The 23,617-nt window shown below is 40.2% G+C and carries 22 protein-coding genes; 3 read left to right on the top strand and 19 right to left on the bottom strand.

The window, feature by feature from the left end; genetic code table 11:
- Window positions 1–2: 2 nt before the first annotated feature.
- From ACXYSL_RS06020 to ACXYSL_RS06010, 3 genes are all read right to left on the bottom strand, one after another.
- Complete coding sequence (locus tag ACXYSL_RS06020; protein WP_000402068.1) at window positions 3–335, bottom strand: putative DNA-binding protein; 333 nt, start codon at window positions 333–335, stop codon at window positions 3–5.
- A gap of 141 nt (window positions 336–476) precedes the next feature.
- On the bottom strand, window positions 477–1,673 hold the full coding sequence (gene tuf, locus ACXYSL_RS06015; RefSeq protein ID WP_001040715.1) for an elongation factor Tu: 1,197 nt from the start codon (window positions 1,671–1,673) through the stop codon (window positions 477–479).
- 227 nt (window positions 1,674–1,900) lie between these two features.
- On the bottom strand, window positions 1,901–3,010 hold the full coding sequence (locus ACXYSL_RS06010; protein ID WP_000489825.1) for an AI-2E family transporter: 1,110 nt from the start codon (window positions 3,008–3,010) through the stop codon (window positions 1,901–1,903).
- Window positions 3,011–3,113: 103 nt separating this feature from the next.
- Between ACXYSL_RS06010 and pbp3 the strand changes: the two genes are divergently transcribed.
- Window positions 3,114–4,349, top strand: a complete 1,236-nt coding sequence (gene pbp3, locus ACXYSL_RS06005; protein ID WP_084851909.1) for a D-alanyl-D-alanine carboxypeptidase PBP3 — start codon at window positions 3,114–3,116, stop codon at window positions 4,347–4,349.
- Between the two features lie 34 nt (window positions 4,350–4,383).
- On the opposite strand, the gene sdbB is transcribed toward pbp3, so the two are convergent.
- From sdbB to ACXYSL_RS05960, 9 genes are all read right to left on the bottom strand, one after another.
- Window positions 4,384–4,929, bottom strand: a complete 546-nt coding sequence (gene sdbB / locus ACXYSL_RS06000; RefSeq protein WP_458624235.1) for a thiol-disulfide oxidoreductase-associated lipoprotein SdbB — start codon at window positions 4,927–4,929, stop codon at window positions 4,384–4,386.
- A 12-nt stretch (window positions 4,930–4,941) separates the two neighbouring features.
- Window positions 4,942–5,649: a thiol-disulfide oxidoreductase-associated membrane protein CcdA2 gene (gene ccdA2 / locus ACXYSL_RS05995; RefSeq protein WP_009730076.1), complete on the bottom strand. Its 708-nt coding sequence runs from the start codon at window positions 5,647–5,649 to the stop codon at window positions 4,942–4,944.
- Window positions 5,650–5,780: 131 nt separating this feature from the next.
- On the bottom strand, window positions 5,781–6,641 hold the full coding sequence (locus ACXYSL_RS05990; protein WP_458624234.1) for a methionyl aminopeptidase: 861 nt from the start codon (window positions 6,639–6,641) through the stop codon (window positions 5,781–5,783).
- A 15-nt stretch (window positions 6,642–6,656) separates the two neighbouring features.
- Window positions 6,657–7,934 (bottom strand): CBS-HotDog domain-containing transcription factor SpxR, encoded by a 1,278-nt coding sequence (gene spxR / locus ACXYSL_RS05985; RefSeq protein ID WP_221160710.1) that lies wholly within the window; start codon window positions 7,932–7,934, stop codon window positions 6,657–6,659.
- Window positions 7,927–8,478: a GNAT family N-acetyltransferase gene (locus ACXYSL_RS05980; RefSeq protein WP_007519468.1), complete on the bottom strand. Its 552-nt coding sequence runs from the start codon at window positions 8,476–8,478 to the stop codon at window positions 7,927–7,929. Before ACXYSL_RS05980 ends, spxR begins: the two co-directional genes overlap by 8 nt.
- A 15-nt stretch (window positions 8,479–8,493) precedes the next feature.
- Window positions 8,494–9,753, bottom strand: coding sequence for a UDP-N-acetylglucosamine 1-carboxyvinyltransferase (locus ACXYSL_RS05975; RefSeq protein WP_458624233.1), 1,260 nt, complete (start codon window positions 9,751–9,753; stop codon window positions 8,494–8,496).
- 162 nt (window positions 9,754–9,915) lie between these two features.
- Entirely contained in the window at window positions 9,916–11,421 is a 1,506-nt protein-coding gene (pyk, locus tag ACXYSL_RS05970) for a pyruvate kinase (RefSeq protein ID WP_458624232.1), read from the bottom strand.
- A 65-nt stretch (window positions 11,422–11,486) separates the two neighbouring features.
- Window positions 11,487–12,494 carry a 6-phosphofructokinase gene (gene pfkA, locus ACXYSL_RS05965; protein ID WP_458624231.1) on the bottom strand — a complete coding sequence of 336 codons (1,008 nt, stop codon included), beginning with the start codon at window positions 12,492–12,494 and terminating at the stop codon, window positions 11,487–11,489.
- An 80-nt stretch (window positions 12,495–12,574) separates the two neighbouring features.
- Window positions 12,575–15,676, bottom strand: a complete 3,102-nt coding sequence (locus ACXYSL_RS05960; protein ID WP_458624230.1) for a DNA polymerase III subunit alpha — start codon at window positions 15,674–15,676, stop codon at window positions 12,575–12,577.
- A 386-nt stretch (window positions 15,677–16,062) separates the two neighbouring features.
- Between ACXYSL_RS05960 and ACXYSL_RS05955 the strand changes: the two genes are divergently transcribed.
- Both ACXYSL_RS05955 and ACXYSL_RS05950 read left to right on the top strand, forming a co-directional pair.
- Window positions 16,063–18,336 carry a Xaa-Pro dipeptidyl-peptidase gene (locus ACXYSL_RS05955; protein WP_458624229.1) on the top strand — a complete coding sequence of 758 codons (2,274 nt, stop codon included), beginning with the start codon at window positions 16,063–16,065 and terminating at the stop codon, window positions 18,334–18,336.
- Window positions 18,337–18,354: 18 nt separating this feature from the next.
- Window positions 18,355–18,825, top strand: a complete 471-nt coding sequence (locus tag ACXYSL_RS05950; RefSeq protein ID WP_001043015.1) for an arginine repressor — start codon at window positions 18,355–18,357, stop codon at window positions 18,823–18,825.
- A 35-nt stretch (window positions 18,826–18,860) separates the two neighbouring features.
- Here ACXYSL_RS05950 and ACXYSL_RS05945 read toward each other — a convergent pair whose 3' ends face one another.
- From ACXYSL_RS05945 to ACXYSL_RS05915, 7 genes are all read right to left on the bottom strand, one after another.
- Window positions 18,861–19,025, bottom strand: a complete 165-nt coding sequence (locus ACXYSL_RS05945) for a hypothetical protein (protein WP_000502578.1) — start codon at window positions 19,023–19,025, stop codon at window positions 18,861–18,863.
- 9 nt (window positions 19,026–19,034) lie between these two features.
- Window positions 19,035–20,345 carry a GTPase ObgE gene (obgE, locus tag ACXYSL_RS05940; protein WP_009730069.1) on the bottom strand — a complete coding sequence of 437 codons (1,311 nt, stop codon included), beginning with the start codon at window positions 20,343–20,345 and terminating at the stop codon, window positions 19,035–19,037.
- A gap of 70 nt (window positions 20,346–20,415) precedes the next feature.
- The gene (locus tag ACXYSL_RS05935) at window positions 20,416–20,550 is read right to left on the bottom strand and encodes a DUF4044 domain-containing protein (RefSeq protein ID WP_458624228.1); all 135 of its coding nucleotides are present in this window, start codon (window positions 20,548–20,550) and stop codon (window positions 20,416–20,418) included.
- Between the two features lie 30 nt (window positions 20,551–20,580).
- A complete protein-coding gene (locus ACXYSL_RS05930) occupies window positions 20,581–20,769 on the bottom strand; it encodes a PspC domain-containing protein (protein ID WP_198014356.1) in 189 nt (62 codons plus the stop codon).
- A 20-nt stretch (window positions 20,770–20,789) separates the two neighbouring features.
- Complete coding sequence (locus ACXYSL_RS05925; protein WP_001219470.1) at window positions 20,790–22,115, bottom strand: glycosyltransferase family 4 protein; 1,326 nt, start codon at window positions 22,113–22,115, stop codon at window positions 20,790–20,792.
- A gap of 8 nt (window positions 22,116–22,123) precedes the next feature.
- Entirely contained in the window at window positions 22,124–23,167 is a 1,044-nt protein-coding gene (locus ACXYSL_RS05920; protein WP_458624227.1) for a glycosyltransferase family 4 protein, read from the bottom strand.
- Window positions 23,168–23,281: 114 nt separating this feature from the next.
- A complete protein-coding gene (locus ACXYSL_RS05915; protein WP_000331930.1) occupies window positions 23,282–23,611 on the bottom strand; it encodes a metal-sulfur cluster assembly factor in 330 nt (109 codons plus the stop codon).
- Window positions 23,612–23,617 lie beyond the last annotated feature (6 nt).

Raw genomic sequence — 23,617 nt, 5'->3', positions numbered from 1 at the left:
TCTTATTCTCTATTATCAATGCTTGTTAAAACTTCTATCTGCTCCTGCAGAAAGTCATCCTTAGGATAACGCTCCAAGATCTGGTCAAAAATCTGACTGCGGACAATGTAGTCCGAATACATGTGCAGTTTCATCTCATAATCTTCTAGAATCTTTTCCGTCCGCTTGATATTATCATAAACAGCTTGACGACTGACACCGAACTCTTCAGCAATCTCAGCAAGACTGTAGTCATCAGCATAGTAGAGTTCAATATAGTTCATCTGCTTGTCTGTCAAAAGCGCAGCATAAAATTCAAAAAGCGCATTCATACGATTGGTTTTTTCGATTTCCATAACCTTTATTATACCAAAAAAACGATTATACTGCTAGAGTAGGAGCACTTTAAATAGATCAAGAACAAAAAAAGAACCTTGCAAGGCAAGATTCTTTTAGTGTCTGACTTAAATAATTGTTCTTCTGGGAACTTAATCGAATTAAGCTTCGATTTCTGTAACCATACCTGAACCAACAGTACGTCCACCCTCACGGATAGAGAATGTAGTACCTTGTTCTACGGCGATTGGGTGGATCAACTCAACGTCGATAGTCACGTTATCACCAGGCATTACCATTTCAGTACCTGCTGGAAGTTCGATTGAACCTGTAACGTCAGTAGTACGGAAGTAGAATTGTGGGCGGTAGTTGTTGAAGAATGGAGTGTGACGTCCACCTTCTTCTTTAGTAAGGATGTAGACTTCACCCTTGAATTTAGTGTGTGGATTGATTGAACCTGGTTTAGCGATAACTTGTCCACGTTCGATTTCGTCACGTTGAATACCACGAAGAAGTACACCTACGTTATCTCCGGCAAGACCTTCATCAAGTTGTTTACGGAACATTTCAACACCAGTAACAACTGCTTTTTTAGTTTCGTCTTTGATACCAACGATTTCGATTTCGTCGTTGACACGAACAGTACCGCGGTCGATACGTCCTGAAGCAACAGTACCACGTCCAGTGATTGAGAATACGTCTTCGACTGGGAGAAGCAATGGTTTATCTGTATCACGTTCTGGTTCTGGGATGTACTCATCAACAGTATCCATCAATTCCATGATGATGTCTTCATATTTAGTATCACCTTCAAGTGCTTTAAGAGCTGAACCTTGGATAACTGGAAGATCGTCGCCTGGGAAGTCGTATTCTGACAAGAGGTCACGGATTTCCATTTCAACCAATTCAAGCAATTCTTCGTCGTCTACCAAGTCAATTTTGTTCATGAAGACGATAAGGTGTTTAACACCAACTTGACGTGAAAGAAGGATGTGTTCACGAGTTTGTGGCATTGGTCCGTCAGTTGAAGCTACTACAAGGATAGCTCCGTCCATTTGAGCGGCACCAGTGATCATGTTTTTAACGTAGTCCGCGTGTCCTGGAGCGTCGATGTGAGCATAGTGACGTTTTGCAGTTTCATACTCAACGTGCGCAGTGTTGATAGTGATACCGCGTTCGCGTTCTTCTGGAGCAGCATCGATAGACGCATAGTCTTTAGGTTGGTTAACTGCTGAAGGCAAGCGACGTGCCAAAACAGTTGTGATAGCTGCAGTCAAAGTAGTTTTACCGTGGTCAACGTGTCCGATAGTACCAATGTTAACGTGTGGTTTACTACGATCGTATTTTTCTTTTGCCATTTGAGTAAAAGCCTCCAATAAAATATATTTTATAGATAGACAGTAGGCAATACAGTCTAACTTTCCTTACTATTTTATCAAATTTCTGCTAAATTGCAAGTGTTTTACACATATTTTATGAATTAATCTGAATCTTACAAAGTGCTGTTCTTCTGCTTCTTTATACAATTCAAGCTTATTTCATTCTAGCGGTATTATGCTCACAAAAAAATCAGGTTCCCCTGATTCTAAATGGATTCTGATTTTTCCAGTTCTTTAGCTTCCTTATGATTTTCATATAATTTCGCCAAGAACTTAGTGATTTCTTTGAGAATAGAATAGGTTGGCACTGCTACAATCATCCCTATGACGCCGTAGATATTACTTGACAGTAAGAGGAGCACCAAAATCGTAATCGGATGCACTTTCATAACCCCTCCAACGATACGTGGATAGAGAACATTTCCATCGATTTGCTGAATAATAAGCATATAAGCAACCGCAATCAACATACGATGAGGATCCGTGAACACATTGGCAATCACCATTGGAATCAAGCCAATACTTGGACCAACATAAGGAATTAAATTTGCGATTCCAGAGAAAATAGCAAAAACAAGAGCGTACTTTAATCCGATAACGCTATAACCAATATAGGCTAAACATCCGATAATAACAGCATCAATCGCAATTCCACTGATATAGCGCGCTATGGTTGTATTGAGATTGGTTAAAAGGCTAGAAAGATTCAATTTGTCATGTTTTAAGACAGTACGTTCCAACATTGGTAGCAACTTATGACCATCCAACAAGAAATAAATCAAGAATACAGGGGTCATAATGAGAATCAGAACTGTACTAAACAAGGCTGAAAGAACACTTCCTAAACTATTGCTGACGCTATTAAGAATATTCTGTAGGATATCCACATAGGAGAGATTTAACTGTTGAATTGTTTGTTGAATATCGATATTCTGGAAAATAGGGTTCATCGACAAATCAATAACCAAATCCTGCAATCTACTATAGATATTTTGACTAGAAATAATCAAGCTAGTCAACTGATTAATCAGAATCGGCAAGAGATAGACGACCCCTACAACGATGGCACCAATTAAAGCACAGAGAGTGACCAAGACACCAATTAGACGATTAATCTTACATCTCTTTTCCAAAAAGGTAACGATTGGATTGGTAATGTAGTAAAAAAATCCACCTAACAAAAATGGAATCATGATGGTATTCACAACCGTCACGAAGGGAGTAATGATGGCCCCCATTTCTCTCCAAAGATAGAAAATCAGTGTTAATAATAAAATTTCAGCTGTCCAAAAAAATAATTTGTTTCTACGGAACATAGGCATCCTCCTCTATTTATTTTATCATATTTCTTCAAAAGATAAGATGGCTTTAGTATAAAAGCGAGAATATTTTTTTTCTTTATGATAAAATAAAGCTAATATGAAAAAAATAATTCTATCTTTTATAACACTTTTTGTTTTTGGAACAGTTTCTACTGTTTCTGCTCAGGAGTTTGATGTTGCTGCTAAACATGCCATTGCTGTCGAGGCTACAACTGGAAAAATCCTCTACGAGAAAGATGCAAATCAGCCTGTAGAAATTGCTTCTATTACCAAACTTGTTACAGTCTATTTGGTCTATGAAGCTCTGGAACAAGGAACTATCAGCCTATCTACACCTGTCGATATTTCGGACTATCCTTACAAACTTACAACCAATTCTGAGGCGAGTAACGTCCCTATGGAAGCTCGAAATTATACTGTTGAACAATTATTAGAGGCTACAATGGTATCCAGTGCAAACAGCGCTGCGATTGCGCTAGCAGAAAAAATTGCTGGTTCTGAGAAAGATTTCGTTGATAAAATGAGGGCTAAACTTCTTGAATGGGGAATTCAAGATGCAACTATTGTAAATACAACTGGTTTAAATAATGAGACCCTTGGTGATAATATCTATCCCGGTTCTAAAAAAGATGATGAAAACAAGTTGAGTGCCTACGACGTTGCAATAGTCGCTCGTAACCTCATCCGAGATTATCCTCAAGTTTTGGAAATCACCAAAAAGCCAACTTCTACTTTTGCTGGACTTGAAATCCACTCAACCAACTATATGTTGGAAGGAATGCCAGCCTATCGTGGTGGTGTCGACGGTTTGAAAACAGGTACTACCGACAAAGCTGGTGCTTCTTTCGTTGGAACAACCGTTGAAAAAGGAATGCGTATCATTACGGTTGTTTTAAATGCAGACCAACAAGATAGCAACCCTTATGCACGTTTTACTGCAACTTCTTCACTTTTAGATTATGTTTCTGCGAACTTTGCTTTAAAAACTGTCGTTCAGAAAGGCGAAACCTATAAAGATAGCAAAGTGACAGTCCTTGATGGGAAAGAAGATAAGGTAGCTGCAATTGCTAAGTCAGATATTGCAATCGTCCAACGAGTTGGAAGTGAAACAACATCAGCTCTTCAATTCATACCAAAATCAGAAATAGCCCCACTGGAAGAAGGCAAGGTTGTCGGTACTCTAACCTATGACGATCAGGATTTGGTCGGTCAAGGTTATCTCACTTCTGAAAAACCTTCTTTTGAAATGGTCGCTGAAAAGAAAGTAGAAAAAGCCTTCTTTTTGAAGGTTTGGTGGAATCAATTTATCCGCTTTATCAATGAAAAACTATAAAAAAATCGCGAACAATCGCGATTTTTTCTTTATTTTATTCCATTTCTTTAAATGCTGCTTCCGCATCTGCATTGCTAATAGCACCGAACTGAATTTTCCCGATTTTACCTTGACTGTCAATCAAGTATTCCGTTGGAATACTACGAATTTGGTAGGCTTGAAAGGCGGTTGCTTGGGTATCATACAAAACTGGTATATCCTTGTAGCCTTGTTCTTGAAACCATTTTGGAAAGTCTTGAACTGTTTTTTCACCTTGTAGACCTGGTGCAATGACACTCAAGATTTCAAAGTCTCGATCTTGTTTGGCAGCTAATTCGATCAGCTCAGGCATGCTTTTTTTACATGGTCCACACCAAGATGCCCAGAATTTCAAATAGACCTTTTTCCCTTTATAGTCTGATAACTTCACTTCTTTGCCATCCATAGACTGCAAGGTAAAGTCTGGCGCATCCTTACCCACTGCGATTTGTTGTACAGCAGGTTGTTTTGGACTGCTTGTCTGTTTGGTTTCTTTTTCACCACAGGCAATCAATAGAAATAGAGACATAATACTCAATCCTGTAAAAATAACTTTTTTCATCTTTTTCTCCTTTTATCCAAGAATTCCTGACAAGGCATTTAACTGCCCTAGCATTAATAATAATCCCATCAAAATAATCAAGGCTCCCCCGATTTTCTTTAGTAGAATCATATGGGGTTTTAATTTACTAAAATAGGGCATAATCCAGCCCGAAGCTAAGGCCAAAACAAGGAAAGGAAGAGCCATCCCCAATGTGTACACTAAGGTTAGTATGGCTCCTTGCCAAGCACCACTCCCTCCTGAAGCCGCTAGAGCTAAGACCGAACTTAATACTGGTCCGATACAAGGGGTCCAACCAAAACTAAAGGTTATCCCAAGTAAAAAGGCTGACAGATAGTGATTAGACTTTGATTGTTTGAAGGTGACTGTCTTTTGAACCTCCAGTTTATTGAAATGCAAGATTTCCATCTGGTGAAGCCCTAAAAGAATAATGACTGTCCCCATAGCATAACGAAACCAGTCTGCATAGAGCATGTGCCCTAGGAATCCAGCTCCAAATCCTAAAATAAAGAAAATTAGGGAGATTCCTGCAATAAAGCACAAGGTCCGAATTAAGCCTGACCATGCAACGTCTCTTCCAAAAAAGCGAAAGCTTTTCGAATTTCCCTGATCATCCAGTAAAATACCAGCATAGACAGGTAGCAAAGGAAAGATGCAGGGTGAAAAGAAGGACAGGATACCTGCTAAAAAAACGGATACTAGAAATATAATCGACTCCAACGAATTACCTACTTTCTCAAAATTCTAATCCTATTTTACTACAAAAGAAAAAAATTGTAAGAAGTTTGCTACGCTTGTTTATTTTATCTACATTTGACACAAAAAAAGGAGCTAAGCTCCCTTTTATCGTTCTAATAAGTTCCTTCTTCACCTTGACTGGTCAAGATAACAGGTCCATCTTTGGTAATTACGAACTGGTGTTCATATTGGCAAGATAGGCCACCATCAATAGTCTTATGAGCCCAGCCGGTCTTCATATCTGTATCGATTTCCCAGTCACCAGTATTGATCATGGGTTCAATAGTTAGTACCATTCCTTCACGGAGACGGAGTCCACGGCCTGCAATACCGTAGTTAGGAACCATTGGCTCTTCATGCATAGTTGGACCAACTCCGTGACCAACCAAATCACGCACGACACCATAACCACGACTTTCAGCGTATTCTTGAATCGCTGCACCGATATCTCCGATACGATTTCCAACAACTGCTTGCTCAATCCCTCTGTACATAGCTTCCTTGGTCACGTCCATCAAGTTTTTCACTTTTTCAGACGGTGTACCAACTGCATAAGCCCAACATGAGTCAGCTAAACCACCAGTATAACTTTGGGTGTATTTTTTCATTTGCTCAACATTGTTGAAGTTGAGTTTAGATACATTGAGGTCGGATTTGGCAATCGGACCACCCAGTACCATGTCTACCTTGAGCAAATCACCATCTTTCAAGATGTAATGACGTGGAAAAGCATGAGCAACTTCGTCGTTGAGAGAGCAACAAGTAGCATAGGGATAATCCATAACTGCGCCATCCACGCCAATCTGTAGAGGAAGGAAATTTTCCTCTTTACAACGTCGACGAACGTACTCTTCAACTTCCCACATATCTACGCCTGGCTTAATCAAATCACGTAAGCCGATATGGATACTTGCTAGGAAATCACCAGCCTTGTCCATGGCTTCGATTTCACGTGCTGATTTTAAAGTTATCATTTTTTCTCCTAGATTCTAATTAATTTTAACCGTAACATTTGCTTTTGAAACAATCTGATGACCATGATAAATATCATAATCAATAATGGCTGAGCGTCTCGTGTGGTGAATAATACGAGCCTGAATCCGCAAAGTATCATCTATCTGTACAGCCTGCAAGAAATAAATCAACATCTGTTCAATGATGAGATTACGTCCGCTATTCACAACTAGGTCTTGTGTCATGTGGTTGAGGATTTCAGCCAAGACTCCATTAGCAAGGACCCCATTTTTCTCCAACATGAAGGGCTCAACAGTAATGACGACTTCATCATGATGATAAGAAAGTTTTTGCCCGATTTGCTCTGAAAAAGTTGGCAAAGCTGATACTTGAGAACGGCTCATTTTTTCCATGACATCTCTTCGAGTTACGACCCCAAGTAGAGTCTGGTTACTTCGAACAACGGGAACCATCTCAAAGTCTTCAGCTATCATTCGTTGGCTGACATTGGCAATATTGGTCGCTAAACCTGTTACGAAGATACTGCGCGTCATCACCTTGTCAATCGTCGTGCTGGGAGACTTGTCTCCTGCGTCACGCATAGTAACAACCCCAACAACCACTTGGTGTTGGTTAACGACTGGAAAACGGCTACTTCTGTTCTTACGAACTAAGTCTAGATAGTCTTTGACTGTATCTGTTTCTCTCAAAAAACCATACTCATGACTGGGACGATAGAGCTTTTCAACTGTCAGAATATCAGTTTTGATTTGAACATTTGAAAGGGCCTTGTTAATCATGGTTGCTACTGTAAAAGTATCATGTTTACTTCTCAGGACTGGAATATTTTTTTTATTGGCCAACTCAAGAACATCATCCTGAACATGAAAACCACCTGTAACGAGGACCGCATTTTCATTTTCCAAGGCTAGAAGTTGAATACGAGTACGGTCACCTACGATCACAAGACCACCATCATGGAGATAGGACAGTATATTCTGCTCTGTCATGGCCCCAATGGAAAATTTGCTAAACTCTCTCTCTAGCCCTTCCTGGCCGGCTAAAACTTCAGAGGAGGTGACTTCAGCAATTTCAGCATAGGTTAGCCGTTCAATAGCCACTTTTTTTGGCTTAACTCGTATGGTTCCACTACGTGGTCGAGTTTCAACGATGCCACGATTTTCAGCTTCTTTGATAGCTCGGTAGGCGGTTCCATCACTAACACCTAGATGATTAGAGATACTGCGAACACTAACTCTTTTCCCAATTGGCAACTCTTCCAGATAGGACAAGATTTCCTGGTGTTTACTCATTGAATTCTCCTTTTATATATCGAAATTCAAGATAGTCTCTCATTTTTCGTGTATAGCGGTCGCTCCCCTTAAACTGTCGGACGAGACTAAATCCCGATTTTAAGGCTACTTTTTGACTAGCCTGATTCTCCAGATGAGTGATGATGGATAATTGTTTTAAACCAAATTCTTCAAAGGAAAGCTGACAAAGTTTGGTAACTACTTCTGTCATATAACCTTGTGACCAAGAATCTTTTTTTAAGAAATAACCAATTTCTGCTTCTTTTTTGATTTCATCAATCTTTTCAAATTTAATAGAGCCAATCATTTCCTGATTTCCTTGGAGACAAATTGCCCAAACACCTAGAGGAGCCTTCATAAAATAGTTGGCAAGCGCGTATTGACTTTCCTCTAAACTTGATTGACTAGGAAAAATAAACTGCAAATTTTCAGGATTGGAAGCAATCTCGTAAAATGCTTGACTGTCACTAAAAAAGAAAGGACGCAAATACAAGCGCTCCGTTTCAAAAAAAGAAAACATTGCTAATTTGGTCCAAATATTCATAATCACCTCAACGGTTTAGTCTTCAACGAGTGTAATATCCGCTCCGAGACTACGTAATTTCTCAATAATATCTGAGTAGCCACGCAAGATAAACTCAATATTTGTAATTTCAGTTTTACCTTCAGCCATCAAGCCAGCAATAACAAGCGCTGCACCAGCTCGCAAGTCTGTAGCTTTTACGCTTGCCCCGTGCAATCTACGACCACCATTGTAGATAATATGATCATTTGTAGTCGTAATATCCGCATCCATTTTTGCTAATTCAAAAACATGGTTAACACGTTTTTCATAAATCGTATCAATAATGGTTCCACGACCTTGAGCAGTCAGCAATAGCGGAGTTATTGGCTGTTGCAAATCAGTTGCAAATCCAGGATAAGGAGCTGTTTTGATATTGATGGCCTTCAAATCAGACTGCTCTTCAACGAAGATACTGTCTTCTGAGACCGTCATATGAACGCCCATTTCCTCTAGTTTGGCGATAAAACCTTCTAAGTGCTCATAGAGAACGTTGTTAATACGGATTCCTTTTCCTACCGCTGCAGCAAGTGAAATATAGGTTCCAGCTTCGATACGGTCTGGAATGACTTGGTGACGCGTTCCATGAAGTTTCTCAACACCATCAATAATGATAATATCAGTCCCTGCACCACGAATGTGAGCGCCCATATTGTTCAAAAGGGTAGCAACATCGATAATTTCCGGTTCTCGAGCCGCATTTTCAATGACAGTACGCCCCTTAGCTTTGACCGCAGCAATCATGGTGTTAATCGTTGCACCAACGCTGACGGTATCCATGTAAATACTTGCGCCATGAAGTCCCTTACCTTGGGCAGATAAATTCATATTATCTCCCTCATAGCTAACTTTAGCACCCATGGCCTCAAAGGCTTTTAAGTGAAGATCAATCGGACGAGGCCCCAGATCACATCCACCAGGAAGTCCAACTGTAGCTTCACCAAAGCGACCTAAAAGACTTCCGTAGAAATAATAAGAAGCACGCAAGCTATTAATCTTGCCATAAGGCATAGGAATGTTTTGAACGCCTCTTGGATCAATCTCCAAGACGTCGTCATAACGCTTAACAGTTGCCCCCATAATCTCCATGATTTCGACAAGACTAGCAACGTCTGAAATATCTGGAACACAATCTAAAGTGACAATATCATCTGATAAGATAATAGCTGGAATAAGTGCTACAACACTATTTTTAGCACCACTAATAGTGATCTCACCTTGCAATGGACGTCTACCATTGATGACAATTTTTCTCATGTTTTACTCTTTCAAAATTTACTAAAAAGGTCTTTTCATTCTATTATACCATAATTTTCGTTTTTTTCCCATTCCTATTTATTAAATACAATCCCATTTTGATAAAAAAAGACCTATCACACAAGCGATAAAGCTTGATATGACAGGCTTTGTAATGTTAGATTAACGTACTGTACGGATACGCATTGTGTTTGTACGGATAGCTTCGCCAAGTGGTACACCTGCAACGATAACAATATCATCACCAGATTCTACCAAACCTTGCTCAACTGCAATTCTTTCAGCGAGATCAAACATATCATCAGTGTTTGATGGGCGATCAGTTGTTACTGGAATAACTCCCCAGTTAAGCATCAAACCACGCTGAGTCAATTCATCGAAAGTGATTGCCAAGATATCAGCATCTGGACGGTATTTAGAAATCAAACGAGCAGTGTGACCTGTCTTAGTAAGAGTAACCACCAACTTGATATTCATAGAATTTGTCGCATCCTTAACAGCTGAAGCCATAACCTCAGTCTTAGAATTACGTGGCAAGTTAACAAACGACAAGCGACCGTATTCTTTCAAAAGGGTTTGAGCATTCTTGTCAATAGTTGCCATCGTAGTAACTGACTCAAGTGGATATTTACCATTTGCAGACTCACCTGAAAGCATTGTAGCGTCGGTTCCGTCGATAACAGCGTTAAACACGTCTGATACTTCTGAACGCGTTGCACGTGGTTTTTCAGTCATGGTTTCAAGCATGTTTGTTGCTGTGATAGCGACTTTACCAGCTGCATTTACCTTTGTGATAATCATTTTTTGGTAAACTGGAACCATTTCGAATGGTACTTCAATACCCATGTCACCACGAGCAATCATGATACCATCAGCTACTTCAAGGATTTCATCCAAGTTATCAATACCTTGTTGGTTTTCGATTTTCGCGAACAATTGAACATGCCCGTTTCCAGTTTCTTCACAGATTGCACGAACTTCGTTTACGTCTTTTGCAGTACGGACGAATGAGATCGCGATGAAGTTAATACCTTGCTCAAGACCGAAACGTATATCATCGTTATCACGTTCAGCAAGTGCTGGGAAAGGAATCTTAGTATTCGGGATGTTTACACCTTTTTGCTTAGCAATGATGCCGTCATTTTCAACTTCTACTTCAAATTCACGAGTTGAGTCATCCTTACCAATTACGCGAAGACCAAGTTTTCCGTCGTCAACAAGCACTTGTTTTCCAATCTCAACGTCATCATAGATGTCAAGAGCACCAGCAACGTTTAAAGCAATCACATCGCGAGTTGATTTGATTCCTTGTTTAGTTGCAACACGGATTTTTTCACCAGTTTTGTAAGAGTACTCTTTTGCGTCACCTTCGAATAATTCAGTACGGATTTCAGGTCCTTTAGTATCAAGAAGGAAACCAACTTTTTTACCTGCAATTTTTTCAGCAAGTTTAACAGTTGCCATACGCTCACCTTGTTCTTGGTGGTCACCGTGTGAGAAGTTGAAACGGAAAGTGTTCGCTCCTGCTTCAATCAATTTTGCAATATTTTGAGCTGAAGCTTCAACATCAAGTTTTTCTCCCCAGTATCCGTCATCACCGAATTTTTTACCACCACGGATTTCTACCGCAGGACCCAAAGTTGCAACGATTTTTACACGTTTATTCATGATTTTGTGACTCCTTTATATAATTCGACCTTTTATGGTCATGTTACCAAATTAATGAAAGTTGATTAGGACAAGCTCTTGTTCAAAGCAGAAAGTTCAAGATCAGCTTTATGAGGGTTGTTAACAACAATCTTACCATCAGCTGTTAGGCTAAACAAAGCTCCTTCTTCTGCTGTACCAAGAATTGGATTCTCAACCATTTTTTCGTTTCGGATACCAACAGCGACACCACCGATTCCTTGTTTGAGAAGTTTAACAGCGTGTGCTCCCATACGTGACGCTAAGACACGGTCACGAGCAGTTGGTGAACCACCACGTTGGATATGTCCAAGCTCAGTCACACGAAGGTCACTAGTATCTCCTGCTTCCTTGAGTTTCTTACCGAATTCATCGGCAGACATAACCCCCTCGGCCAAAACGATGATGTTGTGTTTTTTACCGCATTCGTAACCAGCTTTGATACTAGCTACGATATCTTCCATCTTGAAGCCTTCTTCAGGGATAATGATTTCATCAGCACCAGTTGCAATACCTGCCCAAAGTGCGATATCACCAGCGTTACGTCCCATTACTTCTACAACGAAAGTACGACGGTGACTTGATGATGTATCACGAATCTTATCAATCGCATCCATTGCAGTAGTAACTGCAGTATCAAATCCAATTGTGAAATCAGTACCTACGATGTCATTATCAATTGTGCCAGGCAGACCGATAGCTGGGAATCCATGCTCCGTCAAGCGCATAGCTCCGTGATAAGAACCGTCACCACCGATTACAACAACACCTTCGATCCCGTGTTTTTTCAACTGCTCAATCCCTTTAAGTTGACCTTCAAGTTGTGCAAACTCAGGGTAACGAGCAGAATGAAGGAAAGTACCACCACGGGAAATGATGTCTCCTACTGAAGCAGCATCAAGTGGATAAATTTCGCCGGCAACCATACCTGCGTATCCATCGTAGATACCAAATACTTCCATTCCTTCTGAGATTGCTTGACGAACTACCGCACGGATAGCAGCATTCATACCAGGGGCGTCTCCACCACTGGTCAAAACAGCAATACGTTTCATTTGGTTATGCTCCTTTTTCTTTTAACATTCTTACTGATTATACCACATTTAATTGGAAAATTCTTCTATTTTCCGTATTTTTAGCGATAAATCGTTTTCATAACAATTCCCTCTAATTTTTCCTGTAAAAGGGGATCTTTTTTTACAAAATGTTGGGAGGAAACAATGGTTTTCTCTTCCTCAACATACCTGATAATTACAGGAATAGAGCCTTTATGTTGTTCTAAGATAGTTGAAATTTCTTTATCATTGTCGTGATTTTTAACTTGAATCCAGAATCGTTCAGCGACTGCTTCTTTCAAATCTTGTGCAATCATTTGCAGACGACCATCTCGTGATTGAACTTTGCCATTGATGTAGTAGAATTTTCCTTCAGATAAGATGGAAGCGTATTTTCGATACTGATCTGAAAATACAGTCACATCCAGTCGAGACTTACCGTCATGAACCTGTAGAAAGGCCATACTCTCGCCCTTCTTAGTTCGAATGACTTTTATTTTTTGCACTTCAACTAGAAGAGTTACATGACTCCCCTCAGTGATTATAGAAATGGGCGTTGTCGGATAAAGAGCTTGTTTGGCAAGTGTTTGTAAAGGATGGGCACTGATACCAACCCCAATCAATTCCTGCTCCTTGTAAAATTTCTCCGCCTCTGTAAAATCATCAGCCTCCGTCCAACTATAGTTTGTATCCGCAAAGAGTCCTCCCAACTCCTCAACAAAGACAAATAAGTTTGGCAGATTCACTAAAATTTTCTGACGATTCTTATCAAATTCATCAAAGAGACCTAGTTCAACCAAAGGTGTCAAAAGTGACAGTTTCTTGTAATTCTTGGGGAGACGTGTGACGAAATCTTCGATACTTGAGAAGGGACGATTTTCAATAATCCAATAAGAAAAATCTCTTGGCATCCCTTTAATAGCTTTCAAACCAAGATAGATTGTTTTCTGGGTAATTTTATCGTGATAAGGAATACTATTGATTGCTAAAGGAGCCACTTCAAAGCCCATCTGCAATGCATCTACAATGTAATCGCTGCTAGAATAATTCAACATAACTTGAAAGAAAATAGCAGGATAGTGCGTCTTGAAATAAGCTAGCTGGAAAGCCAGTGCTGAGTAGGCATAGGCGTGGGATCTGTTAAATCCATAGCCTGCAAACTTTTCCATCACTGCAAAAACTTGGTTGGCCTTTTCTTCTGTATGCCCAAGTTTCATAGCTCCTGTTATAAAATCTTCCTTCATCAAATGCATTTCTTTAGCATTCTTCTTACCCATGGCTCGTCTGAGAATATCGGCTTTACCAAGACTGAATCCTCCAAAGCGCTGAGCCACCTGCATGACCTGCTCTTGATAGAGCATAATACCGTAGGTTGATGACAAAATGTCCTCCAAGGCAGGATCTAGTACCGTCACCTTTTCTTTACCATGCTTACGAGCCACAAAATTATCAATATAATCGCTTGCCCCTGGTCTGTTGAGCGATGTCGTTGCTACCACTTCTTCGAAGACTTGCGGCTTGACTCGTTTTAAGAGTCGAATGGCACCAGATTGTTCAAATTGGAAAATACCTTTCGTATTTCCAGCTGCAAAGAGAGCCAAGGTTTCTTTGTCTTCCAAATCAATCTCTTCGATTTTTAGATGTACGCCCTCTGATTTTGCAAGTAATTCTTGCATTTTTTGTACGAAAGTCAGGTTACGTAATCCTAGGAAATCCATTTTTAGAAGTCCATTGGCTTCAACACCATGAGCATCATACTGGGTGATGAGCATATCCTCACCATATTTTAGAGGAATATAGTCCGTCAAGTCTTGGTCACTCATAACGACTCCTGCCGCATGGATAGATGTCTGACGAGGATAACCTTCAATCTTACGAGCAATCTCAAAAGCTTTTTGGTATTCAATCTTGCTATTGATTATCTGCCTAAATTGCAAATTCTTTTCATAGGCCGTCGTTAGCGTATCTCGGAAACTGATTTTTTTAGTAATATTTGTTAATTCGTACTCTGGAACACCATAGCGTTTGAAAACATCACGAATTGCTTGTTTGGCTCCAAAGGTCGAATAAGTGACAATCTGTGCCACGTGTTGACTGCCATAGCGATCACGAACATAACGAATGAACTCTGGCCTATAAAGGTCAGGGATATCGATATCGATATCGGGCATGGTATAGCGCTCACGATTTAAAAAGCGCTCGAAAATCAGGTTCTTTTCAACCGGATCAATCCCTGTGATATCAAGTGAGTAAGCCACCAGACTACCAACAGCAGACCCACGCCCCATTCCCATATAGTAGCCTTGGGAACGTCCAAAACGGAGCAAATCCCAAACTACAAGAAAATAGTCGTCAAATCCCATATCATGAATCACAGCTAATTCCTCATCCAGTCGCTCATGATAGATAGCTGAGGTTAGCCTCTTGTCACTCAAGCCTTGCTCAGCTCTCTCTCTAAGTTCTTCGACCGCTGGTCTTTTAGGATTAAAGCGAGGAAGTTTTAAACTTGGGTCGATTTGATAACTTACATTCTCTATCAAACCCTGGAGATTGACAAGAGCCTGAGGGAAGCGATTTTTAAACCGAGCTTCTAAATCTGAGGCAGGTAGAAAGATTCCCTGTTGTGAATGCAGATCCACTTCCCTAAGACTGACATTGTCCTTGACTGCCGACAAGATTTGCAAAACTTGTATATCTTCTTTTTCAAAAGAGTTGACTTGATAGAGTGGAAGAATCGGTCTGTTAAAGACTTCTTGAGGAGTATCTGGACTTACACCGATAAAATAATCATGCCCCAAATCCAGTTGTTCGACCCCATTAAAATAGGGAACAATAATGGCCACATCTTCGAGGTGGGAGGTGAAGTCAGACCAATTTTTCCGTCCAGTCATTTTTAAAGTGGATAACTTCATCAACTCTTGGTAACCTTTAGTGGATAGGGCTAGAAAACGAAGAGAAATATTCTCCTCATCTTTGATCAAGGTCATTTCAAGACCAATTAAAGGTTGGATTCCATATTTTCGAGTCACTTCTAAAAAATGATAAGCCCCATAGAGATTATCCACATCCATGATAGCAAGGTGAGAATAGCCATACTCTTTAGCCGCTTGTACATATTTTTCAATCGAAATCACACTTTCCATAAAACTATAAACAGTCTTGGTGTCAAGCTGTGCAATCATTTCTTCTCCTCCTTGCTTTCGTTTTACTACTATTATACCATTTTAAGTTGGATATTGAAGCAACTCGGATGCTTTCTTTTCAACATCAGCATTTACAACCTCTCCGTCTTTCTTCCCTTTAATTTTTAATATTATAAGATGGATTTGAATATCATTTTAGACATTTTTATACTAAGTAAAGTATAATAAAGTCAGACTCTATATGCAATTTCACATATAAAAAATTCTAAGAAAGGGCTTTTTATTATAGTATTTATTCATCATTTTATAATAACTTACTAAATAGGTATTCCGCTTCACGAAATTTCTTGCATTAAAGTTTATTTATTCCATTTTTCCTTATTTTTTGATATAATAAATTCAGTCTGTTTTCAAAGGAGAGAACCATGCGTTTTAATCAATTTAGCTATCTTCCTACCACTAGTTCTCAACAATTAGATGAACTAGTAAGTCTTGGTCTGGAATTGTCACCTCAACTGCCCTTAAAAAAGCAATTTGAAGACTTCATCCGTTGGAGTTTTTTCACTTATTCTAACACGGATTATGCCTTATCCACTTTGGCCGCGGATAACGAAACAGATCTATTAACCTTTTTCCAATCAGAGCGTAATTTAACTGCTGATGTTTTCTACACGGTAGTTTTTCAACTTTTAGGGTTTAACTATCTTGTTGACTTTGAGGACGCCGAACAATTCCGTAAAGAAACTGGATTTCCTATTGTTTATGGAGATCTCATCGAAAATCTTTATCAGTTACTCAATACACGAACTAAAAAAGGAAATACGCTCATCGACCAACTGGTTAGTGACGGACTCATTTTAGAAGACAATCACTATCACTACTTTAACGGTAAGAGCTTGGCAACCTTCTCTACTCATGATGTCATTCGTGAAGTTGTGTATGTCGAGAGTCGTGTGGATACTGATAAAGACAGTCTCCCTGACTTAGTCAAGGTCAGCATTATTCGCCCGCGTTATGATGGACAGATTCCTTCAGTTATGACTGCCAGCCCTTATCACCAAGGGACCAACGTCAAAGCTAGCGATAAAGCTCTCTACAAAATGGAAGGAGAACTTGAGGTCAAACCTGCCCACACCATTGAGCTTGAGGAGCCTAAGCTGAATTTAGTCGAGCCTCTCGGCCAAGCTGAACTCGTCTCTGAAGCTGAAGAAAAGTTAGCTCATATCAATAGCTCATACACCCTCAACGACTACTTACTCCCACGAGGATTTGCCAATCTCTATGTATCGGGTGTTGGTACCAGGGATTCCCAAGGTCTCATGACTAATGGGGACTACCATCAAATTGAAGCATATAAAAACGTGATTGACTGGCTTAATGGTCGTTGCCGGGCTTTCACGGACCACACGCGCAAACGTCAAGTCAAGGCTGATTGGTCAAACGGTAAAGTCGCAACAACAGGAATTTCCTATCTAGGGACCATGTCCAATGGACTTGCGACCACTGGTGTTGATGGCTTAGAAGTAATCATCGCAGAAGCAGGTATTTCCTCATGGTACAACTACTATCGGGAAAATGGTTTGGTGACTAGCCCAGGTGGTTATCCAGGTGAGGATTTTGACTCACTTGCTGAATTGACCTACTCCCGTAATCTCCTAGCTGGTGATTATATTCGTGGTAATGGAGCTCATCAGGCAGACTTAGAGAAGGTAAAAGAGAAACTCGATCGCAAGACTGGTGACTACAATCAGTTTTGGCATGACCGCAACTATCTGCGCAATGCTCATAAGGTTCAAGCTGAGGTCGTCTTTACGCATGGTTCCCAGGATTGGAACGTCAAACCTCTTCATGTTTACCAGATGTTTCATGCTCTTCCAACTCATATCAATAAGCACCTCTTTTTCCATCATGGTGCCCATGTCTATGTGAACAACTGGCAGTCCATTGACTTCCGCGAATCCATGAATGCCTTGTTAAGTAAGAAATTGTTAGGACTTGACTCAAGCTATCAACTCCCTACTATCATCTGGCAGGACAATACTGCACCGCAAACATGGCAGAGCCTTGACGACTTTGGCAAACAGAATAAACTGCATACTTTCCCACTTGGAACTGAAGAAAAGGTGATTCAAAACCAGTATGATCAAAAAGATTTTGAACGTTATGGAAAGACTTACCTGACCTTCAACACTGAACTTTACCAAGGAAAAGCTAATCAGATCACCATTGACCTCCCAGTAAGTCAAGACATTCACTTAAATGGTCGAGTGGAGCTGAAACTTCGTGTCAAATCAAGTACAAACAAGGGCTTATTGTCTGCTCAAGTCCTCCAACTAGGACAACAGAAGTACCTTCAACCCTATCCAGCGGTTCAATCAGTCCGAACAATTGATAATGGTCGTTACCACATGTTAGAAAATCTCTGTGAACTGCCATTCAATCCAAGTGCTCAACGTGTCATCACTAAAGGCTACCTCAATCTTCAAAACCGAGATGATCTCTTGACAATCGAAGAAATCCAACCAAATGAATGGATGGACTTCAAGCTAGAGCTTCAACCAACTATTTACAAACTTAAGGAAGGAGACATTCTCCGCTTAGTGCTCTACACAACAGACTTTGAGATTACAATTCGAGATAATACAGACTATCACTTGACTGTTGATTTAGCACAATCTACTATCACTATTCCCTCATAAAAGGAGCTATTAACACTTATGAACAAATCTGAACACAGACACCAACTTATTCGTGCCCTCGTTTCAAAAAATAAAATCCATACCCAAGCGGAATTGCAAGCCTTGTTAGCCGAAAACGATATCCAAGTTACACAGGCTACCTTATCACGCGATATCAAAACCATGAACCTTTCAAAAGTACGCGAAGAAGATCATTCTTACTACGTGTTAAATACAGGCTCTATCTCCAAGTGGGAAAAACGTCTTGAAAATTATATGGAAGATGCTCTTGTTATGTTGCGTCCTGTCCAACACCAAGTTATTTTGAAAACCTTACCCGGTTTAGCTCAATCATTTGGATCTGTAATTGATTCCTTGGACTTTCCAGATGTCATTGCAACGCTTTGTGGAGATGATGTCTGCATGATTATCTGTGAGGATGCTACAAAAGCGCAAGCTTGTTTTGAAAGTCTTAAAAAATATGCACCACCATTTTTCTTTGGTGAATAACACAAATCCCGTGATCAAAAAATCACGGGAATTTTTTATTTCTTGGACTGTGTTTCTTCTTTCTTTGTACGTGCTAATCGAAGGGCACGTTTAGGGTTGAGACGATTAAACAATTCTTCTAGTTTCTTTTCATTCCATACATCTGCTGCAGAAACAAAATTTCCATCTGCATCTCGGAATGATATCGGTTTATCTCCCATATCAATCTCCTAGTCTACAAATTCAAACTCAAATTTACCGATGCGAACCAAATCACCATCTTTGGCTCCACGCGCACGAAGGGCTTCATCAACCCCCATACCACGAAGCTGGCGGGCAAATTTCATAACTGATTCGTCACGGTCAAAGTTGGTCATGTTAAAGAGTTTCATGAGTTTTTCACCAGAAAGTACCCATGTCGCATCATCATCACGACTAATCTCAAAGGCTTTTTCTTCCTCGTGAAAACCGTAGTACGCCTCTTCTTCCATATCAGACTCATCATAGATTGGAAATTCTGGAGTCTTGTCTAACAATTCAGCTGTCGCATCCAAAAGAGTTGACAAACCTTGCTTGGTCAATCCAGAAATAGGGAAGATGGCTGGAAGTTCCTCAAACTCGTCGTAGTTTGCTGCTAACTTTTCCTTGAAAGTTTTAAGATTTTCCTGACTTTCAGGCATATCCATCTTATTGGCTACGATGATCTGCGGACGTTCCATGAGACGAAGGTTGTAGGATTCCAATTCTTTATTGATAGCAAGGTAATCCTCGTAAGGATCACGTCCTTCGCTAGCTGACATATCGATGACATGGAGGATAACTCGTGTACGTTCGATATGACGGAGAAACTGGGTTCCAAGACCAACACCTTGACTAGCCCCTTCAATCAAACCTGGAAGGTCAGCTACTGCAAAAGATTCACCTGACTGTGTACGAACCATACCCAAATTAGGGACAATTGTCGTAAAGTGGTAAGCACCGATTTTGGGTTTAGCTGAAGTAATGACACTGAGCAAAGTTGACTTGCCGACAGATGGGAAACCGACTAGACCAACATCTGCTAAGATTTTCAATTCCAGTTGCAACTCACGTTCTTGACCTGGCTCTCCATTCTCAGAGATTTCAGGCGCAGGATTTTTTGGTGTTGCAAAACGGATATTCCCACGACCACCTCGACCGCCATGAGCCACGATAAATTCTTGACCATGTGCAATCAAGTCTGTAATGACTTTACCTGTTTCTGCGTCACGTACAGTAGTTCCCTGTGGCACGCGAACACGAAGATCTTCTGCACCACGTCCGTGCATTCCTTTGGTCATCCCCTTTTCGCCAGAATCAGCCTTGAAATGACGGTTATAGCGGAAATCCATCAAGGTACGCAAGCCCTCGTCTACTACGAAAACAACGTTACCTCCACGTCCACCATCACCACCCCAAGGACCGCCATTCGGGACATATTTTTCACGGCGAAAGGCAACCATGCCATCGCCACCATTACCAGCCTTGACCTTAATCTTGGCTGTATCTAAAAACATACTCATATTTCTTCTCACTTTAAAAAGGCTGGGGAGAACCCAGTCATTAGTTATTGTTTCTATCCACGCAGCTTGCTTAGAATCCGCTAAATGCTCCAAGCGCTGTCGCAAAGATACCAGCAAGGGTTACAAACAACATGATGAGCACGACAACAAGTGTCACTTTCTCAAACAATGTTTTTTTACGTTTTCCATTATCTCCAAAAGCCATAACTTCTCCTTTTCACTTTATAATTCTAGTTTAATAGTCTGTCGAAACTGGTGCAACCACCCATAAAATGATGTAAGCAAGGATTCCTGCTCCATAACAAAATGCAAGAACACCCCAAACAACACGAACAATTGTTGGGTCAATATCAAAATAATGGGCAACTCCTGCACAGACTCCAGCAATTTTCTGGTCTTTTCCACTTCGCATTAATTTTTTCATAGTATTTTCCTCTTATTCTATTATTTGAATTCATCTTTCCAATAATCTCTGATGCTGGATAATTGCTTCCGAGAAGCCCGCAAAATACGCTTAGACTCTTTTACTGGGCTTGTAACAGCCTGTTGGGGTAGATATAAAATCGTTTTCAAAAAGCGCTGACTAACAGGTTTCCCATCATGTAATTCATGTTCAAAGTTATTTGAGATAATGGCATCGAGGTAAAACTCATGTACTCGTTTCCCAAAGTTCTCAGCCGAAATTTCGTACAACTTATCCGCCAACTTTTGTTCAGACATATCAGGAGTAGCAATCAAGGCTTCAAGGATAGCTCCTGCAAGCTCTCGTTCTCCATAGTAGAGGGTACCAAACATTTTATCATTGATCAGATTTTCAAGATAGGGGTTGCCATGAGCGATAACAGGCGTTCCACTGGCTAGACTTTCTAGATAGGTTAAGCCCTGAGTTTCACTCGTTGAGGCAGAGATGAAGAAATCTGCAGCCTTATAGTATAAGGCTGTCTCGCTTGGAGCAATCATACCTGTAAAAATCACATGTTTTTGCAGGTTTAATTTCACTGCTTGCTCTTTCAGACTGTCCAGATAAGGACCGTCTCCAGCAACGACCAGCTTCACCTTATCTTCTTCTTTCAATACTTCAGCAAAAGCATCTAGGACTGCTTGGATATTCTTCTCAAAGGAGATACGAGAAAGACTCAGTAGCATTTTCTCGCCTTCCTGAATACCTAACTTCGAACGAAGTTCTTGCAAGTTTTCCTCTTTAATCTCAGGTCGTTCAAACTTAGCTAGCTCAATTCCGGTTGGAATGACACGCTTTTCAACCTTGACTTTGTATTTAGATAAAAGGTCCCGAACAATCTCACTAGGGCAGATTACTCCATCTACATCACGAAGGAAACCACGTACCAGATATTTTACCATACTTGGACGAATCAACATCCCCTTAGCAATATAATGCACATAGTCTTCGTACTGGGTATGGTAGGTATGGATAACAGGAATTCTCAATTCTCGTGCGATCCAAATCCCTAATAATCCAAGTGAAAATTCTGTCTGGGTATGAATGATATCGAGTTGATACTGCTTGGCGATTTCAAGTGCCTTTGTAAAACCTCGATAGGCAAATCGTCGATCTTTAAATGCAAAGAAAGGGACACTTGGAATTCGAATAATTTGCCAATCCTCGTAGCGGTTCACATCTTTATCTGTTGTTGTAAAGATAAAAACTGCATGGCCTTGCTTCTCAAGCTCTGTCTTCAAGGTTCGAATACTGGTCGCAACCCCGGAAACCTGAGGAAAATAGGTGTCTGTAAATAAACCAATTCGCATAGATTACCTCACTTTTTACCTAGAGCAGCCTGTTCCCGATAAAATTTTAACCAAATTCCCAGTAAACGCTCTTCTGAATACTGCTTGGATATCCTTTTAGCTTTTTCTTTCAATTCTTTCAACGCTTCAGGATTTTCTTTATATTCTAGGATTGCTTCTCTCATCTCAAAGACATCACTTGTAGCACGATAATCTCCCTCAAGAATGACCTTATACAGGTCCAAATCCCTTAACATAATAGGAGCCTCGCAACTAGCTGCCTCTAAGATGGTCATAGGGAATAGTTCATTATAGCTAGGTAGTAAGAACAAATCAGCTAAAGCATACAGTTCCCGCATCCTCTCCGGTGACACAATACCTGGGAAAATTAGATTTTTAGGTGGATTGTCCATAATCTTCTTATAGCGTTCATAACCATCTGTTATTCCACCAAATGAAAAACCACCAGCCCAGATAAAGGTAATTTCTGGCAATTCTTCAGCAAGACGGATAAAATCATCTATCCCTTTTCGTTTCTGAACCTGGCCCGCACCAACCACGACAAACTGATCTTTGGCGAGATCCATTTCTTCACGAAGTTGTGCAACTTGTTCAGCTGGTAATGGATGCCATTTTTCTTTGTTTACAAAATTGGGAATATAAGTTATTTTTTCTCGTGGAATACCCGCAGCAACTAGATCCTCGATAAACATGGGATTAACCACCACCAAGTGTTCCATTCGGTTGTAAAAGGAAAAAACATAGCGTTTGACAATTCCTTTTAAGAAAAATGGAATTTTCAAACTCCCTTCGAGTGTCTCAGGTAAGAAATGCACATAACCAACTTTTCTCCCAGAGCGTTTCTTTTGGAAAGTGGATAAATAATAGGGGAAATCAATGGTATGAAAGTGAGTTACATCCGCCTCTACAGGAAGATTCTCTGTAACAATCAACTGGTCTTTGGCATCACGGTGAAGGAGAGTAACCAATTCTCGATAAGCTCCTGACACTCCTTGACCAGCTACTTTTTCACTTGAACTCAGCATATTAATACGCAATTTTTCGTTTTCCATACCTTTCATTATACCATTTTATTTCCAGAAAATCAGCAAAAGAAAGAAGAGACCAAAGGAAAAAGGATAAATTTACCCTATTTTTCAATCGTCTCTCTCTCATTTTTTTAGTCTTTATTTAATTCCTAGGGCGATACGCGCGTATCGGCTCATTTTTTCAACCGTCCAAGCTGGATACCAGACCAATTTAACTTCGGTATTAGTTACCTCAGGCACATCTGTCATCGCATCGTGTATTTGGTCTGTCAAAAGGTCAGCCAGTGGGCAGCCCATAGTTGTCAAGGTCATATCAATTTCAGTGTGACCAGTTTCACCATCAAATCGAATTTCATAAATCAAACCTAAGTTGACAATATCAATTCCCAACTCAGGGTCAATTACTTCTTCCAAGGCGTTTAAAATGCGTGTTTTGATCGTTTCAATTTGCTCTTCTGTATAAGCCATGTTCAT

The organism is Streptococcus sp. V913 (genome assembly GCF_054353455.1).
Note: the sequence above shows the minus strand (reverse complement) of the source record. Positions and strands in the feature narration are given on the sequence as shown.